The sequence below is a fragment of the Bradyrhizobium sp. CIR18 genome (assembly GCF_014198295.1).
Lineage (GTDB): Bacteria > Pseudomonadota > Alphaproteobacteria > Rhizobiales > Xanthobacteraceae > Bradyrhizobium.
In genome coordinates this window covers 123,116-139,377 of sequence record NZ_JACIHF010000010.1, presented here as the reverse complement: position 1 = coordinate 139,377, position 16,262 = coordinate 123,116, and the positions used below count along the sequence as shown (strand labels likewise).

Sequence of the window (16,262 nt, the reverse complement as noted above, 5' to 3'; positions counted from 1 at the left end):
TGATAGGGCCTGGATGCTAGGTTTCCGGCCGGATCAGCTTGATGTCCTGGTCGGCGGCCCAACCAGCAACATCCTCGCGCTTCAGCGCGGTTGCCATCAGATCCGGAAACTGATCCGGCGTGCAGGCGAACACGGGAATGCCGAGACTTGCGACCTTCGCAGACAGCGCGGGATTGTATGAGGGGTGGCCGGTGTCGGTCAGCGCCAGCAGCACGATCACGTTGATGCCGCGCGTTGCGAGCCGCGCCAGCCGGTCGACCAGCGCGTCTGCATCGCCGCCCTCATAGAGGTCGGTGATCAGGATCAGATGCGCTTTCGCCGGCCGTTCGATGCGCTCCTCGCAATAGGCGACGGCGCGGTTGATGTCGGTGCCACCGCCGAGCTGGACGCCGAACAGCACCTCGACGGGATCGGCGAGCTCTTCGGTGAGGTCGACGATCGCGGTGTCGAAACAGACGAGCTTGGTCGCGACCACCGGCAGCGAGGCCATCACCGCCGCGAAGATCGAGGCATAGACGACCGAGGTTGCCATCGAGCCCGACTGGTCGACGCACAGGGTGACCTCGTCGAGATCAACGATGCGACGCTGCTGGCGCAGGAAGCCGATCAGTCGCTCGGGCACGACCGTGCGATGTTCCGCCTGATAATGGCGCAGATTGGCCTTGATGGTGCGCGGCCAGTCGATGTCGGCAAAGCGCGGGCGATGGGTGCGCAGCGAGCGATTCAACGCGCCGCGGACCGCGTCCGCGGTGCGTCGCTCGAGCCGTTCCATCAGCTCGGCCACCACCTTGGCGATCACGATGCGGGCGGTGTCCTTGGTCTTCTCCGGCATCACGCCGCGCAGCGCGACCAGATCGGCGATCAGGCCCACATCCGCCTCGACGGTCGCGAGGAATTCGGGCTCGAGCAGCATCTGGCGCAGGCCCTTGCGCTCGAAGGCGTCTTTCTGGATCACCTGCACCACGGGCGCGGGGAAGAACTCCCTGATGTCGCCGAGCCATTTTGCGACACGCGGCGCCGAGCCTCCGAGCCCGCCGCGGCCCTTCTTCGGTGCCTCCTCGCCGTCGCCATAGAGCGCCGTCAACGCCTCGGACATGCGGCGGTCGCTGGCGGACAGGGCAGGGCCGCCCTCGGCGCCTTCGGCGTCAACGCCGAGCGCGAGCGTCCAGCGGCGGCTGCGTTCATCGGCTTCACTCATCGCGCAGCTCCCGGGATAAGAAGCTCGAGCACGCGGGCCTGATGCGCGGGCCAGATATCGCCTGCGCCGGCGAGCAGCCGATATCCCTTGGCGGCATCAGTGCGGCGCGCGAACAGCGCGTCCATCAATCGCCTGCGCTCGGTCCGGTCCAGCGCCGAGAACACGCGGCGGAACAGCGGCAGGCTGGCGGCGAAGGCTTCCTCGTCCAGCGCCATCAACCAGGCGTCGACGGCGCCGCGCAGCGTGGCATCGTGGATCAGCCGCTGGCCGGCCCCCTCGAAAAAGCCCTCGAAGAACCCGGCGGCTTCCGCGACGGGCGTGCCGGGCGAGAGCATCCGCGTCAGCAGGTCGGCCGCGCGATCGGCCGTCAAGAGCTCGGCCTCGTAGAGCAGCCGTGCCGCGGTGCCGGCGATCAACCGGGTCGCCTGATCGTCGTTCAGCAGCGCGCTCAGCGCGTCGCGCCAGCTGGCTACGATTTCGGGCTCGATCTGGGCAAGCTGGATCGCGGCGTCGGCTGCGAGCAGCGCGCCGCGCAGCTTGGCCGCCGCGGGCCCGTCCAGATTGCGCGCCGCATAGGGCAAAGCGAGCGCGGCCTGCACCACAATGCGCGGCATCAGCACCGCCAGATGCTCCGCCGTGCCGGCGCGTGCCTCGCCATAGCGCAGGATGTCGGCCATCGGCGGCAGCGCACCGAGCAGAGACTGTCCGTCGCTGGTCAGCGCCGCCTTGGTCTCCAGGGCCGCGATGCCGAACGCGGTGGCACGGGACAGATCGGCGATCATGGCGTTGCGCACCAGCGTCGCGAGCGGAACAAGCTCGGCCTCCTTGCCCATCGCTTCGATCAGGCGTCCCCCGGCAGCCTCGGCGATGGTCGATCCATAGAGCAGATTCTCCACGAGCCTGACTGCGAATTCCGGCTCCCAGCGCAGCTGCCAGTTCTCGCGAAACGTACCGCGGCTGCGGCCCGCATCGGACAGCCGTCCCCAGGGCACGTCGAGCGCGTTCAGCCGGTGCAGCAGCGTGGAGCGCATCAGCCCGCTTTCGCTGCGCAGATCGAGCGTCAGCGGTCGATCGAGCGCCTCCGGCTTGAGCCGCGTCGCCTTCTGCTGGCGCTGGAGATCTTCGAGCAGCGGCGCGAGCGGTGTCGCCGCCGGGATCGCGCCGACACCTGCGCCGATCAGCAGCTCGGCCGAAATGTCGTCCCACATGGCGCGTTCGCCGTTGCACAGGCAGGCGATCGCTGCCTCGCGCAGCTCCGCGAAACCCGCTGCCGGGCGGCCGCGCAACGCCGCAAGCGCCGTGCCCAGCCGCTGCGCCTCGATCACCGAAGCGGTCGAGACGAAGTGACCGCGATCGCGCAGCACGCGCGTCGCCTTGGCAAGCCACTCCGCGGCACGATCGCGCTCGCGCGTGTCCCAGACATGTGCGCACCATCCCGGCGCCACCACGCCCGCGCCATAGCCGCTCGCGCGCGCCAGGCGCGGCGCGGTCCAAGGCGCCCAGGTCGCCTTGATCTTCGTCTTGGGCCGGCCCTTGAGCAATTCGCGATCCGCGGCGAGGCTGCGACGTTCGGCGAGCGCCGGCACGTGCCAGGCGCCGCAGACGACCGCGATGGCGCCGTCGTATTCCTTTGCCGCCTTCGCGATCTCGATCCGCATATGCGCCTCGCGCGCGGCCTCGCGGGCCGACAGCGATTTTTCGTCCGCGCGCAGCGCCGTCATCGCGTCGGCGACGGCTGCGAACACCGGCCCCGTCGCGGGGTTCTCCTCGATGACGTCGGACCACCAGGACTCGCCGTCATCATAGCCTGCGGCGGTCGCGAGCGCCCCGATCGGGTCGTGGCTGATTGGATCGGCCTCGGCCCTTGCCGCAATTTCCTCCGCAATGTCACCGTCGGTGGCACCCAGCCGGTCCGACGCCGGCAGGTCGATGAAGCGCAGGGTCGCGCCGTGGCGCACTGCCCAGCGTGCGGCCTGGTATTCCGGTGAATAGTCGGCAAAGGGAAAGAAGCTGGCGTTGGCCGGATTGTCCTCGGCGTAGGTGAGCAAGGCCACCGGCGTCACCATGTCAGGGTCGGCGAGCATCGGCAGCAGCTCGGATGCATCCGCCGGGCCCTCGATCAGCACTGCGGCGGGCTTCAGCGCGTCGAGCGCTTCCACCAGCCGCCGCGCAGATCCGGGGCCGTGATGCCGGATGCCGAACAGAGAGACCTGGCCTGCCATCGGGCGCCGTGCCGTCAGATCAGGTCGGTCAGCGAAGCATAATAGCCTTCGAAACCGCGCCGCTTCTTCAGCACGGTTTCGAGATATTCGCCGAGCACGGCCGTATCCTGCACCGGATCCTTCACGACCGCGCCGATCATGTTGCTGGCGAGCGTTTCCGGTGTCAGCTTGCCGTCGTTGAAGAAGGTCGCCTGGCTGATGCCGCCGACCATCACCGCGATCGCTTCGGCTGTCGACAGCCCGCCCGAGGGCGACTTCAGCGCGACCTTGCCGTCCTCGGTCGAACCCGAACGCAGCTCACGGAAGATCGAGACCACGCGCGCGACCTCGTCGGCGACGTTCTTCGGTGCCGGCAAATCGAGGTTCTGCGCCATCTCGCCGACCCGCTTGATGATGATCGCCACTTCCTCCTCGGCGCTGTCGGGCAGGGGCAGCACGACGACGTTGAAGCGGCGCTTGAGCGCGGAGGACAATTCGTTGACGCCCTTGTCGCGGTTATTGGCGGTGGCGATGATGTTGAAGCCGCGCTGGGCATAGACGGCAGTGTTGAGCTCCGGGACCGGCATCATCTTTTCGGACAGCACGGTGATCAGCGTGTCCTGCACGTCGCTGCCCATCCGCGTCAGTTCCTCGAAACGGCAGAGCTTGCCGCTCTCCATGGCACGCATCAGCGGGGTGGGGACCAGCGCCTCGCGGCTCGGCCCGTGTGCGAGCAATTGGGCATAGTTCCAGCCGTAGCGGATCTGGTTCTCGTCGGTCCCCGCGGTGCACTGGATCACGAGTGTGGAGTCGCCGGTGATGCCCGCGGCGAGATGCTCGGACACCCACGATTTGGCGGTGCCGGGCACACCCAGCAGCAATAATGCGCGATCGGTCGCAAGGGTCGCAACCGCGGTCTCGATCAGCCGCTTGTCTCCGACATATTTCGGCGTGATCACCGTCCCGTCGGTTGCCTTGCCGCCCATGAGGTAGGTCGCGACCTGCCGCGGCGAGAGTGCCCAGCCCGGCGGACGATGCCCGTCGCCCGCGGCAAGCGCCTTCAACTCGGCGGCATAGCTGTCCTCGGCGGGCAAGCGCAGTTTCTCGCTCATGGTTTCGCTCCGTTATCGTCCAACGCGGCGTTGAGCCGCAGCATGTCGAGGCGCGGGTCACCCTGCAGCAGGCCCGCAGCCGTCAGTCGTTGCAGTGATCGTTGCGCGCCGTCGCGCGAGGCGATGAGGCCCAGCGCGTGAAGCTCCGAGACCTGATCGCCGGGCCTCGCGTCATCGCGCTGAAGCGCGGCGAGCAGGGTCTTGCCGGCGGGCGCGGAGAGCGGATCGTCCAGCCGTGCCGCTGCGCCTGCTAGTTGTTGGGCCAGTTCGAAGCTGATGCCGTGGGTGCGCAGCGCCGCCTCGGCATGCCCTGTGCGTGCGGCGGGCGCAAGGCGCGGCGCGAGCGCGGTAACGAGGCCGGCGGCATCGCGTTCGCCGATGGTATCCGCCGCTTGCGTGACCAGCGCATCCGTCCCGGTCGCGACGATCAGGTTGATCAGTGACACGTCGGCAGCATGGTCCGCGTTCCAGTCCCAGGCGGCGATCAGCTCCTGCGGCGCAAGCCCCAGCGCTGCGGAAAACGAGGCGAGGTTGGCGCCGTCGAACAGCGCCTTGCGGCGTTGCACTTGCGCTGGTGTCTTGAGTGGTTCGGCCTGGATCACGCGCGAGCGACGCAGAATCCCCTTGGTCTTGACCGAAAAGAAGCGGGCAAGTTCGGCGACGTCCTCGCCGGCCGCAGGGCCTCGGCCAAGACGCGCGAGCAGCGAGGCCGCAAGCGCCTTGACCTTGGGGGCGCGATCATCAGTCGCGATGCGTTCGAGAAAGGCGACGTCGTCGTCGGATAGCCGCTCCGACAGCAGCAATAAGAGGCGCAAGCGTGCGTCGGCAGTCTCGCTCGCGAGCTTGGCCTCGAGCACCGCGCGTGCAGCGGACGGGTCGCGCCGCCTAAGTTCGGCCAGTGCCGCCTTTCGCGCAGCGGGCCAGAAATCGTCCCAGTTCTCGGCGGTGAGATCGTCACCGGTTTGCTGCCGCCCGGCGCCGCCGGAGTTTGCAAGCGCCGCCCAGTCGCGCCAGACGGCATAGACGTCCGGCGCGTCGTCATCATCGGCTCCGGGCATCCAGTCGGCCGGATGCGTTGTCCAGCCGCGCGCCGCGAGGAAGTGGACGAGTTCGGTCCCGGCCTGCGCCTGCTTCTTCGCCGCGAGGATCCGGCGCACGAGCGGACGCAGCTGTTCGGGCACCGTCGGCAATGCAAGCGTCGGGATATCGGGCAGGACGCGGAGCACCGAGGCCGGCTCCATTGTCACCGAGGTGCCGAGAAACTGGCCTGAAAGCGCAAGCAGCCGCAATTCCGCTTCGGCGGGATCATTGCCGAGTTCGGTACGCCAGAAATTGGCTGCGGGCGCGGCCGCCGATCCCATGGTCCAGCGCGTCAGGACTGCGCTCATGGCATCAAAGATTGCTTCGGCCCCTGTCGCCTCAGTCATGGCCGCCGATCCGCCCCCAAGGGGTCTGCGCGGCGAGGATCGCGAGCCGATTGCCCGACCAGATTGCAGCGGTGCGCGTGAGATCGGTGCCGCACAGAATGCCGTTGACTTCGGAGGCGACCGGCAGCGTCGCAAGGCCATCGGCCGATCGCCACCATGTGTGTCCGGCAGCGTCGCGCGCGATGCGCCCCTGCGGCAGCAGCAGCGGAATGTCGATCATCCAGGGCTCTGCCAGCAACGGTCGCGTCAACGCCTCGGAGAGTGTGTCATCCGGCGCGGGCCATGCCGGCGCCGGCATCTCGTGCGCGGCGTCGCGCCGGACGAGCAAAGCGCGAAGCGGCTGCGCCGACGGATAGAAGACGAGCTCGCCGTGAAAGCGCTCGCCGGGCGTGAAGACTGAACCGCGCCTTCCCGCGCTGGCCGGGAAAAAATCCAGCAGCATTGCGAAGCGTGGACCGGCCGCGGCGAGGTTGAGCAGCCATGTGGTCTGCGATACCAAGCCGTCGCGGCGCGTCTGCACCTGCTCGGCAAGAACCTCCCAGTCCGCATCGACCCGTAGCGCATCTGGATCGACCAGCACCGTCTCGCGGGTCTCCGAGGCGGCGACCGCGCGCCGGATCTCTGTATTGCGCGGGGTGGCGCGGAAGGCGCGCGCGAGCAGAACAAGTTTGCCGAGCTCGACCACGGCGCCGCGCGGACGGTCGCCTGCGGAGAGCGCGAGGAGGCGGGACGGCAGCTCGTCGATCCGGCCGGCGAGCACCGCGGCCTTGCCATCGACAAGCCGCGCCGCGATCCGCCGGCATCGCGCCGTGGCATCATCGATGAAGCCTGACAATCCCATGCGAAGCTGGTCGCCGATCCATTGCTCGAGTGCATCCAGCGCATCGAGAATGGCGCGCTCGGTCTCATCATTACGTTTGGCTGCCTGGGCTTCGCGCCGCGCCACGTCCTTCGGGTCGTCTGCGACCTCAGGCTCGGCGGCGCGCGCGGCACCCAGATCCTTGTCGCCGCCGGGCGGCGCATTGGTCGCAGGCTTTGCCGCGGACGGGCCGCGCCGGCGGCCGAGCCAATCGCTGACCCAGGCCGGCGTGTCGGCGGGTGTGAACGGCACGACCGCTTCCGCATTCAGCCACAACAGGCCGAGCACGTGCTTGCAGGGGAATTTGCGTGAGGGGCAGGTGCACTTGTTGCCGAGGTCGCGCAGATCGGCCATCACGCGGTACGGATTGGCGCCGGAGCCCGCGCATTCGCCCCAGATCAGCGCGGCATCACGGCTCGTGCCGACACCGGACCATTTGGCGGGCTTGGCAAGGCCGGCGGCGGCCTTGAGCGAGGATTGATCGGTAGCGAGTTGCTCGACCGCCTTCAGATCAATCGCCACGCCGATGTCCTAAATCGAATCCAGAACCGGCAGTATAACGGGGAACAATGAAAGCTCAATGTCGCCGCGAGCGATCCGTGTGCTGCACGCGGGAATGGTCATCATTGCCCTGGTGAGGCGAGGCCGAGTTCCTTGCGTGCCTTCCGCGTCAGCTTTGCCGCGATCAGCGCGTGCGCCTGCGCCAGATACAGAGTGAGCTCAGCATCGGGTAGGGCGTTGTTGCTGACGAGTTGCACCCATTTGGCGCGCGCCAAATACGGCGCAGGCCGGGCCAGGCCGTGCTCGATCAGCATGGCGTAGGCCATGTTCGCGGTCTTGAACATGTAGCCGCCGGAGCGCGCAGCAAAGCCGCCGCCGAGCGCGAACATCTTGCCGCCGACCTTGAAGACGGAGGTGCCCTCCCACTGCACCACCTTGGTGACGGCGGGCAGGCGCAGGCAGCGGGTTTCGAAGGATTTGGGTGTCATTGCCGGAGCGATAGCAGGTTGCGCGCGGCTTGCAACGTGCGTGCCGGCGGCCGCGCGGCGAGACGTTCGATTGTTTCGCTCGGTTCGCACGGTGATGGCGAAGTTGATGCCGTGTGCCGCCCTTTGTGAGTTGTGCCGGCGCCGCAGGCCGCTACCATGTGCCAACTGCCGTGGAACACGGGAGCGAGCACAAGCGGAGGCGACATGAGCGGACAGGAGCGCAAGGTGAAGGGATCGGATCTGTTTGTCGCGGCGCTTGAGAACGAAGGCGTCGACCGCATCTTCGGCGTTCCCGGCGAGGAGAATCTCGATCTCGTGGAATCGCTCCGCACCTCCAAGATCGAGCTGGTCCTGACCCGTCACGAGCAGGCCGCCGCCTTCATGGCGGCCACGCATGGGCGGTTGACCGGCAAGCCCGGCGTTTGCCTCTCGACGCTCGGCCCCGGCGCGCTCAATCTGTCAACGGGCGCGGCCTATGCACATCTCGGCGCGATGCCGATGATCCTGATCACCGGCCAGAAGCCGATCATGAGCAGCCGTCAGGCGCGCTTCCAGATTGTGGACGTGGTCGCGACCATGAAGCCGCTGACCAAACTGTCGCGGCAGATCGTCAGCGCCTCCAGCATTCCGACCGTGGTGCGCGATGCCTTTCGCGTCGCGATGGAGGAGCGGCCGGGGCCGGTGCATCTCGAATTGCCCGAGGACATCGCGGGTGACGAAGTGCCTGATGTCCCCGTGATCCCGGTCCATCCGATCGAAATCCCGGTCGCCCATCGCGCCGCGCTCGACCGTGCCGCCGAGATGATTCTGTCGGCGAGACATCCGCTGGTCATGATGGGCGCTGCGACCAGCCGGCCGCGCGCGACCCACGGTATCGCGAGCTTCGTGCGGCGGACCGGCATTCCGTTCTTCACCACGCAGATGGGCAAGGGCACCGTGCCCGGTGGCACCAATCTCTACATGGGGACCGCCGCGCTGTCCGAACGCGACTACGTTCATGACGCGATCGATGCCGCCGACCTGATCATTGCGATCGGTCACGACCCCGTCGAGAAGCCGCCTTTCATCATGGGGCCGTCAGGGCCGATGGTCATTCACGTCAGCTACACATCGGCCAGCGTCGAGCTGGTCTATTTTCCCGACGCGGAGGTCATTGGCGACGTCGGCCCCAGCCTGGAGCTGCTCGCAGACCGGCTCGAAGGCAAGCTGCCGCAGGCTGCGGCGCTGCTGCCGTTGCGTGAGCAGATTCTTGGCCACATCGCCGACCGCGCCACCGAGGCGCGCTGGCCGCCGACGCCGCAGCGGATCGTACACGACATCCGGCAGGTGATACCGGAGAACGGCATCGTCGCGCTGGACAACGGCATGTACAAGATCTGGTTCGCGCGCAACTACCGCACCCGCGTCGCCAACACGCTGCTGCTCGACAATGCGCTGGCGACCATGGGCGCCGGGCTGCCGTCTGCGATGATGGCCGCGATGCTCTATCCCGACCGCCGCGTGCTCGCGGTCGCCGGCGACGGCGGCTTCATGATGAACAGCCAGGAAATGGAGACTGCGGTCCGCCTCAAGCTCAATCTCGTCGTGCTGGTGCTGGAGGACAAGGCCTACGGCATGATCCGCTGGAAGCAGGCCGTCGACCATTTCGCCGACTACGGCATGACCTTTGGCAATCCCGATTTCGTCCTCTACGCGAAGGCATACGGGGCGAAGGGGCATCGGATCGAGAGCATCGACAGCTTTGTCCCGACGCTGGATGCAGCTTTCAAAGAGGGCGGCGTGCATCTGGTCGTGGTCCCGATCGACTATTCGGAGAACGTGCGGGTGCTCGTGGACGAGCTGCGGGCGCGGGAGAGGTAGCGCTCCGGCCGGCGTTTGCCCGGAGGATCATACCAGCCATTCCTTGATATATATCGTGACACGATATATTGGCAGGCGCCAAGAACCCTCCCGTCAAATTCTCCCGACAAGAGCTATCCATGCGCCAGACCCTGGACATCACCGGCGGCCTCCCGCGTCCTCGCGGCAAGCCCGGAGACTTCACCGCCGACCGCCGCGTATTGATCCTGATCGGCATGGCCCTGCTGGTCGGCAGCCTCGGGGCGGGCGCCGCATGGGTGCTGCTGAAGCTCATCGTGCTCGTCACCAATCTGGTCTGGTTCGGTCATTTCAGCACCGAGAACGTTTCGCTGGCGAATGCCCGTCCCGGGATCTGGATGGTGCTGGCGCCGGCGCTCGGTGGTCTCGTGATCGGGCTGATGGCGCGCTTCGGATCGGAGAAGATCCGGGGACACGGTATCCCCGAGGCGATCGAGGCGATCCTGATCGGCGGCAGCCGCATACAGCCGAAGGTCGCGGTCCTGAAGCCGCTGTCCTCGGCGGTGTCGATCGGCAGCGGCGGTCCGTTCGGCGCCGAGGGGCCGATCATCATGACCGGCGGCGCGATCGGGTCGATCTTCGCCCAGTGCTTTCATCTCACCGCCGCCGAGCGCAAGACCCTGCTGGTTGCCGGGGCTGCCGCCGGCATGACCGCGATCTTCGGCACGCCGATCGCGGCCGTCCTGCTCGCGATCGAACTGCTGCTGTTCGAATGGAAACCGCGCAGCTTCCTGCCCGTGGTGACCGGGGCGGTGATCTCGGCGGCGTGGCGGCCGCTGCTGTTCGGGACGGGACCCTTGTTTCCGTTTGCCGAGCGGCCAGACCTGCCGTGGTGGGGGCTGGCGGCAGCGATCGGCGTCGGCATCGTCGCCGGCCTGCAATCCGGGCTGATGACGCGGCTGCTCTACGCGATCGAAGACCTGTTCGACCGCTTGCCGGTGCACTGGATGTGGTGGCCGATGCTTGGCGGTCTGATTGTCGGCCTCGGCGGCCTCGTCGATCCGCGCGCGCTTGGCGTCGGCTACGACGTCATCGCCGATCTCTTGTCCGGCCACATGGCGCGCGATGAGGCGATCCGGCTGCTGCTGGTGAAGTCCGCGGTCTGGGTGATTGCGCTCGGCTCAGGCACGTCGGGCGGCGTGCTGGCGCCGCTGCTGATCCTCGGCGGCACGGCCGGCTGGATGGAGGGGCTGGCGCTGCCCGGTGGCGCGTCATTCTGGGCGCTGGTCGGCATGGCCGCGATGATGGGCGGCACGATGCGCTCGCCGCTGACAGGCGTGATGTTCGCCATCGAGCTGACCGGCAATATCGACATGTTGCTGCCGCTGCTGGCGGCGACCGGCGCAGCGCATGCCGTCACTGTGCTGCTGCTGAAGCGCTCGATCCTGACCGAGAAGATCGCGCGCCGCGGCCAGCATATCACGCGCGAATACGCGATCGATCCGTTCGAGCTGCTCCGCGCCGCCGATGTCATGGTCACTGATGTCGACACGCTGCCGGTCGACATGCCCATCGACGAAGCGGTCGCTTTCTTCACCTCGGACCAGCGCCGTCACAAATCCTATCCCGTCGTCACCGCCGATGGACGGCTGGCCGGCATGGTCACGCGCGCCGATGTGCTGCGCTGGCGCACCGAGGGCGATCATCAGGCCGCAACGCTGGACGACGTGGTCTCGGACTCATCGGCCTTGATGGCGCATCCCGACGACGTGCTGGGGCGTGTCGCCGATCTCATGGTCGCCTCCGATCTCGGGCGCCTGCCGGTGGTCGAACGCAGCACTCATCGCGTGGTGGGCCTGGTTGCGCGCAAGGATTTGCTGCGAATTCGCGCGGTCGTGAACGCGCAGGAGGAGGACCGCAACGCATATTTCCTGCGCGAAAAGGCGCTTGTGCCGGAGGCGTAGATCGCGGAAGGTCGGGCCTCTAGAACTCCAGCACTGATGGGAATGAACATGACTCGTGTTCGCTGCGTCACCGAAATGGGTATGGGCGTCGATGTCCACGGCCGGGACGCCACCAAGGCGGCCAGGCGCGCGGTGGCGGATGCCATCAGGCATTCGAGCCTCGGCTTCTTCCGGATGATCGGCAAGACTGCGAACGACATGTTCGTCGATGTCACGATCGCGGTGCCCAATCCGGAAGCCGTCGACAAGGAGGCTGTGGCCAAGGAGCTTCCTTACGGCACCGTGACCGTCACCGCCGTCAAGGGCGGGTTGGAGATTCCATCGGCGACCGAAGTGGCCAACGATCCCATCCTCATCGCCAATGCTGCTGTCATCGTCAGCTTCGACAAGGACTAGGCCGGTGTCAGAGAGCGATGAGGCGCTGCTGGATCGTCCGATCTGGAGCGCGCTGACGACCAGCCACAAGCATCTGGCCGAAGGCGGCCCGCGGGCGCTGCGCTATCCCGTCGACATGACGCCGTTCGCCGACATGGTCGACATGTCCGCGGCGAGCTTTGCCGCGCTCCGCGATCTGCTGTCGGGCTCGCAGGTCGCCGCATTATTCACGCCGGATCCTGTCGACGTACCCGCCGGTTTCAAGGTCGTGATCGCCGGGCCCTGCGAGCAGATGATTGGCTCGCCCGCCGACAGTCCGCTCCGCGATGCCGAGATCGTCACTCTGGGTGCCAACGACGTTCCCGCGATGATGGCGCTGACGGAGCTGACGAAGCCCGGTCCGTTCGCGCGGCGGACCCATGAGCTCGGCACGTTCCTCGGCATCCGCGCCGGGGACCAATTGGTCGCGATGACGGGCGAGCGCATGAAGCCGGGTAAGTTCGTGGAAATGACGGCCGTGTGCGTGCATCCCGACTATCGCGGCCGCGGCTATGCGCAGGCGCTGCTTGCGGCCGTCGCCCGCGGGATCGAGGCGCGCGGGGAAATTCCGTTCCTGCACGTGTTTTCCAGCAACGTGTCGGCGATCGCGCTGTACCAGCGGCAGGGCATGCGCATCCGGCGCTGCTTGCACGTCACCGCGTTCATGAAGCAGCAATAGGCGCTGCGGCCTTCATTTCCCGCGAAAGCGCGCTATATCCGTCCGAACCACAATTGGGGGAGACTCATGGACGCCAAGGTTACGGAATTTTCCGCCGCACGGACGGCGATGCAGCGCTACGTCGATCAGGAGATCATTCCGGGCGCATCCTGGGCCGTGCTGCGCGGGGGCGAGGTGGTCGACCAGCAATGCGTCGGCTTTGCCGACCGCGAAGCCAAGTCCGCGCTTCGTCCCGACCATATCTTCCGCGCGTTCTCCAACACCAAGATCTTCGTCACTTGCGCGATCATGCTGCTGGTCGAGGAGGGCCGCATCGGGCTCGACGAGCCGATCGAGAAATTCCTGCCGCAGCTCGCTGGTCGCAAGGTGCTGAAGCCGGACGCTTCGAGCCTTGCCGATGTCGAGCCGGCGAAGAACCCGATCACGATCCGCCAGCTCCTGACCCACACCTCCGGCCTCAGCTATGGCATCTTCGATCCCGGCACGGTGCTGTTCAAAGCCTACAATGAGGCGCGCGTGCTCAATCCGCTGACGCCGCTCGCCGACATGATCGACCAGCTCGCCAGCCTGCCGCTGTCCTATCACCCGGGGACGTCCTGGGAATATTCGGTGGCCACCGACGTGCTCGGCCGTATCGTGGAGGTCGTCTCCGGCCAGGCGCTCGACGCTTTTCTGAAGGCGCGCATCTTCGATCCGCTCGGCATGACCGATACCGGCTTCCATGTTCCGGAAGCGCAGCAGGGCAGGCTGGTTGCGCTCTACAATGGCGCTGATGTGCTCGATCCGATGAAGCCCGGCCTCACGCGGGCCGACAATCTGCCGTTTCCGCAAGCCTATCGGCGGCCGTTCCCGCGGCTCTCGGGCGGTGGTGGTCTGGTCTCGACCCTGCCAGACATGCTCGCACTGGTCCGCGCGCTGCTGCCCGGTTCGGATGCGCTGCTGAAGCCGGAGACGCTGCGGCAGATGATGACGAACCAGCTCCCGGCAGGGCAGACCATCCGCTTCGCCAATCTCGGTCCGATCCCGGGCAAGGGCTTTGGCCTCGGCGGCGCCGTCACCTTCGCGCCGACGCCGTTCGATCCGCCGAACTCCACCGGGGAATTCCAGTGGGGCGGGCTCGCCGGCACCCATTGGTGGATCTGCCCTGAGGCCAATACCGCGGGAGTCCTGATGGCCCAGCGTTACATGGGCTTCTGGAATCCATACTTCTTCGAGTTCAAGCGCCTGGCCTATCTGGCCGTCGGAGGCTGACCCGCGAAAAAATTGCACGCGCCCGCGAATCCTTTTCGGCCGGGGCGTCCTCTTAGTGGTCGAGGCATTTTGCCTCGGCCTAACTCGGAGGATGAGATGGCGTTTTACAGGAAGAACATCGGCGGCCTGCATCAGGCAGTGCGGATCGCCTTGGGCGTCGCGGTGATGGTCGCGGCATTCGTCTCTCTGGCGGGTACGACGGCGTGGCTGGTCGCGCTGGGCGGCGCCGGCTTCGCGCTGACCGGCTTCGTCGGCTATTGCCCGATGTGCGCGATGGCGGGGATCGGGCGAGGGGGCGTCTCGTGAGTGCGGCTGCGATCTCGCCAAACCTGTTCGAAGCCGCTCGGCTCGGCGATCCCCACGCGATCGCCTCGCTGCTCGAGACGGCGCAGCCGGATATCCGCCGCTACGCGCGCGCCACCTGTCGCAGCTCGGCGGATGCCGAGGATGCGACGCAGGAGGCGCTGTGGATCCTGTTCCGCCATGTCGGCACGATCCGCTCGCTGCTGGCGTTTTCGGCCTGGCTGTTCAGCGTCGTTCGCCGCGAATGCCTGCGGCTGGCGCGTCGGGCCGGTGTCGTCGCCGCCATCGACGACGGCGAGGCGGAGGCGCTGCTGCTGGCTCGCCCCGAAGCCGATCTGCGGCTCGATGTGGCCGCGGCGTTCGAGGCGCTGCCGCCGCACTACCGCGATGTCGCCCTGATGCGCGACGTCAAGGAAATGACCATCGACGAAATCTCCACCGCGCTCGGCGCGTCCCGGCAGACTGTGAAGGCGCGACTGCACCGCGCCCGCGCCTTGATGCGCGAGTATCTGACGAGATGAGACATGAGTGAATACCGGAGGAGGAGAATCGAATGATGGGGGCGGGAGGTGGTGCCTCCCGCCCGCTGCTTGCGTCAGTCCTTCCACGGATCGAACTCGCCTTCGCCGGCCATGGCGACGGCGAACGGCCGCAGAGTGTGCAGCACGCGCACGGTGCCGGCGTGTTGCGCCAGCACGTCCGGCAGGCGGCGATAGGCCATCGGGCTCTCGTCGAGGTCGGCACCGATCAAGGTGACGCCGCGCTCGTTGAGCCAATGGTCCATCTCCGCGCGCGAGAAGCGCCGCTTCGCCTCCTTGCGTCCGAACAGGCGGCCGGCGCCGTGCACGGTCGAATAGAGCGAAGCCTTGGCTTCCGGACTGTCGACGCCTTCGAGAATGACGGCGTCGTCGCCCATGGAGCCACCGACGAATCCCTTCTGGCCGGGAAACGCCGGCGTCGCGCCCTTGCGCACCACCCACAGATCCTTGCCGTCGTGGGTCTCACGCCAGGCATAGTTGTGGTGGTTGTGCACGCTCTCGGTCACGCTGCCGCCGATGATCTGGCGGACGCGCTCGACGACCCACTCGCGGCCCGCATAGGCATAACGCCCGGCGAGCTGCATCGCCGCGATGTAGCGGCGGCCGAGCTCGGAATCCTCGTCGACGACCGCGGGCGGGACGTTCATACCGTCCTTGCCCCCGGCGGCCTTGAGGTAGCGCGTCGCGGAGGTGTGCCCGAGACCGCGGCTTCCGAAGTGGACGCCGATCCAGACAAAGCCTTCCTCGTCGCGCATGAGGTCGACATAGTGGTTGCCCGATCCGACCGTGCCGAGCTGACTCACCGCCTTCTGACGGTAGGCCTCCATGCCGCTTTCGCGCCAGGCATCTGCGTCGTCGAACAGGTCGTGCTCGGCCCGCTCGGCATTGGCGCGGCCGACCCCGAACGAGATCACCTTGGCGACGTCGCGGATGATCGTGGGGACGAGGCCAGCAATGTCGTCGAAGCGCGTGTCGAGCCGGGCGGCCATGTTGCCGCAGCCGATGTCGAAGCCGACGCCGGAGATGCTGATCTGCTTCTCATAGGCGATGACACCGCCGACCGGCTGGGCGTAGCCGAGATGGCCGTCGGCGCAGATCACGCCGGATACGACGTTGCCGACCGCCATGCAGTTGCGCATCTGCGCGATCGTCGCGTCCTCGTGCGGGCCGAAAACCTTCAGCGGCGCATTCTGGAAGCGGGCGTCCTGCATCCGGAACTCGGCGATCGAGTTCGCGGTCGCATTGGCCTCGCGGGCAAGATGCTCCTTGCGAGCGGCGTCCTTGTACAAGCACCAGGCCGGCTGGCCGCGTCCTTCGCCGACGCGCGAGTCGGGATCGATGCCGGCGGCGAGGCAAAGCTCGCGGGCGCGTTCCATGTAGGGATCGGATCGTCGCATGGTCGTGTGTCCTGCTTTGCATTCCGCACGCACCATAGCCGGGCGGACGGATCATTTCAGAGATTTTGAAAACCCCGGGCGCAGTACCCTGCGTCCGGGGCCGTTGTCGTT

Annotated in this window: 14 protein-coding genes; 7 read left to right on the top strand and 7 right to left on the bottom strand. The window is 67.2% G+C overall.

The window, feature by feature from the left end:
- Nucleotides 1-16: 16 nt before the first annotated feature.
- The 6 genes from GGD65_RS27345 to GGD65_RS27320 form a co-directional block, all read right to left on the bottom strand.
- The gene (locus GGD65_RS27345; RefSeq protein ID WP_183237199.1) at nucleotides 17-1,198 is read right to left on the bottom strand and encodes a VWA domain-containing protein; all 1,182 of its coding nucleotides are present in this window, start codon (nucleotides 1,196-1,198) and stop codon (nucleotides 17-19) included.
- The gene (locus tag GGD65_RS27340; RefSeq protein WP_183237198.1) at nucleotides 1,195-3,420 is read right to left on the bottom strand and encodes a DUF5682 family protein; all 2,226 of its coding nucleotides are present in this window, start codon (nucleotides 3,418-3,420) and stop codon (nucleotides 1,195-1,197) included. The genes GGD65_RS27345 and GGD65_RS27340 overlap by 4 nt, the downstream gene beginning before the upstream one ends.
- Before the next feature lie 14 nt (nucleotides 3,421-3,434).
- Nucleotides 3,435-4,511, bottom strand: coding sequence for an AAA family ATPase (locus tag GGD65_RS27335; protein ID WP_183237197.1), 1,077 nt, complete (start codon nucleotides 4,509-4,511; stop codon nucleotides 3,435-3,437).
- Complete coding sequence (locus tag GGD65_RS27330; protein WP_246783414.1) at nucleotides 4,508-5,899, bottom strand: DUF5691 domain-containing protein; 1,392 nt, start codon at nucleotides 5,897-5,899, stop codon at nucleotides 4,508-4,510. Before GGD65_RS27330 ends, GGD65_RS27335 begins: the two co-directional genes overlap by 4 nt.
- Before the next feature lie 31 nt (nucleotides 5,900-5,930).
- On the bottom strand, nucleotides 5,931-7,319 hold the full coding sequence (locus tag GGD65_RS27325; RefSeq protein ID WP_183237196.1) for an SWIM zinc finger family protein: 1,389 nt from the start codon (nucleotides 7,317-7,319) through the stop codon (nucleotides 5,931-5,933).
- Between the two features lie 101 nt (nucleotides 7,320-7,420).
- Nucleotides 7,421-7,786 (bottom strand): MmcQ/YjbR family DNA-binding protein, encoded by a 366-nt coding sequence (locus GGD65_RS27320; RefSeq protein WP_018317635.1) that lies wholly within the window; start codon nucleotides 7,784-7,786, stop codon nucleotides 7,421-7,423.
- A 204-nt stretch (nucleotides 7,787-7,990) separates the two neighbouring features.
- Here GGD65_RS27320 and GGD65_RS27315 point away from each other — a divergent pair, with 204 nt between their 5' ends.
- From GGD65_RS27315 to GGD65_RS27285, 7 genes are all read left to right on the top strand, one after another.
- A complete protein-coding gene (locus tag GGD65_RS27315) occupies nucleotides 7,991-9,646 on the top strand; it encodes an acetolactate synthase large subunit (protein ID WP_183237195.1) in 1,656 nt (551 codons plus the stop codon).
- Nucleotides 9,647-9,765: 119 nt separating this feature from the next.
- A complete protein-coding gene (locus GGD65_RS27310) occupies nucleotides 9,766-11,568 on the top strand; it encodes a chloride channel protein (protein ID WP_183237194.1) in 1,803 nt (600 codons plus the stop codon).
- 48 nt (nucleotides 11,569-11,616) lie between these two features.
- Nucleotides 11,617-11,964, top strand: coding sequence for a Lin0512 family protein (locus tag GGD65_RS27305; RefSeq protein WP_092253069.1), 348 nt, complete (start codon nucleotides 11,617-11,619; stop codon nucleotides 11,962-11,964).
- A gap of 4 nt (nucleotides 11,965-11,968) precedes the next feature.
- Nucleotides 11,969-12,661, top strand: coding sequence for a GNAT family N-acetyltransferase (locus GGD65_RS27300; protein WP_183237193.1), 693 nt, complete (start codon nucleotides 11,969-11,971; stop codon nucleotides 12,659-12,661).
- A 66-nt stretch (nucleotides 12,662-12,727) separates the two neighbouring features.
- Nucleotides 12,728-13,912 (top strand): serine hydrolase, encoded by a 1,185-nt coding sequence (locus GGD65_RS27295; protein ID WP_183237192.1) that lies wholly within the window; start codon nucleotides 12,728-12,730, stop codon nucleotides 13,910-13,912.
- A gap of 96 nt (nucleotides 13,913-14,008) precedes the next feature.
- On the top strand, nucleotides 14,009-14,218 hold the full coding sequence (locus GGD65_RS27290) for a DUF2892 domain-containing protein (protein WP_092252746.1): 210 nt from the start codon (nucleotides 14,009-14,011) through the stop codon (nucleotides 14,216-14,218).
- Nucleotides 14,215-14,736, top strand: coding sequence for an RNA polymerase sigma factor (locus GGD65_RS27285; RefSeq protein ID WP_092252748.1), 522 nt, complete (start codon nucleotides 14,215-14,217; stop codon nucleotides 14,734-14,736). Before GGD65_RS27290 ends, GGD65_RS27285 begins: the two co-directional genes overlap by 4 nt.
- A gap of 74 nt (nucleotides 14,737-14,810) precedes the next feature.
- Here the strand turns inward: GGD65_RS27285 and GGD65_RS27280 are convergent, their stop codons facing one another.
- Complete coding sequence (locus GGD65_RS27280; protein WP_183237191.1) at nucleotides 14,811-16,151, bottom strand: RtcB family protein; 1,341 nt, start codon at nucleotides 16,149-16,151, stop codon at nucleotides 14,811-14,813.
- Nucleotides 16,152-16,262: the final 111 nt, after the last annotated feature.

Excerpts from the sequence above, each read along its gene's own strand:
- GGD65_RS27345 (WP_183237199.1), bottom strand. The coding sequence starts at position 1,198 with ATGAGTGAAGCCGATGAACGCAGCCGCCGCTGGACGCTCGCGCTCGGC.
- GGD65_RS27340 (WP_183237198.1), bottom strand. The coding sequence starts at position 3,420 with ATGGCAGGCCAGGTCTCTCTGTTCGGCATCCGGCATCACGGCCCCGGA.
- GGD65_RS27335 (WP_183237197.1), bottom strand. The coding sequence starts at position 4,511 with ATGAGCGAGAAACTGCGCTTGCCCGCCGAGGACAGCTATGCCGCCGAG.
- GGD65_RS27330 (WP_246783414.1), bottom strand. The coding sequence starts at position 5,899 with ATGAGCGCAGTCCTGACGCGCTGGACCATGGGATCGGCGGCCGCGCCC.
- GGD65_RS27320 (WP_018317635.1), bottom strand. The coding sequence starts at position 7,786 with ATGACACCCAAATCCTTCGAAACCCGCTGCCTGCGCCTGCCCGCCGTC.
- GGD65_RS27315 (WP_183237195.1), top strand. The coding sequence starts at position 7,991 with ATGAGCGGACAGGAGCGCAAGGTGAAGGGATCGGATCTGTTTGTCGCG.
- GGD65_RS27310 (WP_183237194.1), top strand. The coding sequence starts at position 9,766 with ATGCGCCAGACCCTGGACATCACCGGCGGCCTCCCGCGTCCTCGCGGC.
- GGD65_RS27305 (WP_092253069.1), top strand. The coding sequence starts at position 11,617 with ATGACTCGTGTTCGCTGCGTCACCGAAATGGGTATGGGCGTCGATGTC.
- GGD65_RS27295 (WP_183237192.1), top strand. The coding sequence starts at position 12,728 with ATGGACGCCAAGGTTACGGAATTTTCCGCCGCACGGACGGCGATGCAG.
- GGD65_RS27290 (WP_092252746.1), top strand. The coding sequence starts at position 14,009 with ATGGCGTTTTACAGGAAGAACATCGGCGGCCTGCATCAGGCAGTGCGG.
- GGD65_RS27280 (WP_183237191.1), bottom strand. The coding sequence starts at position 16,151 with ATGCGACGATCCGATCCCTACATGGAACGCGCCCGCGAGCTTTGCCTC.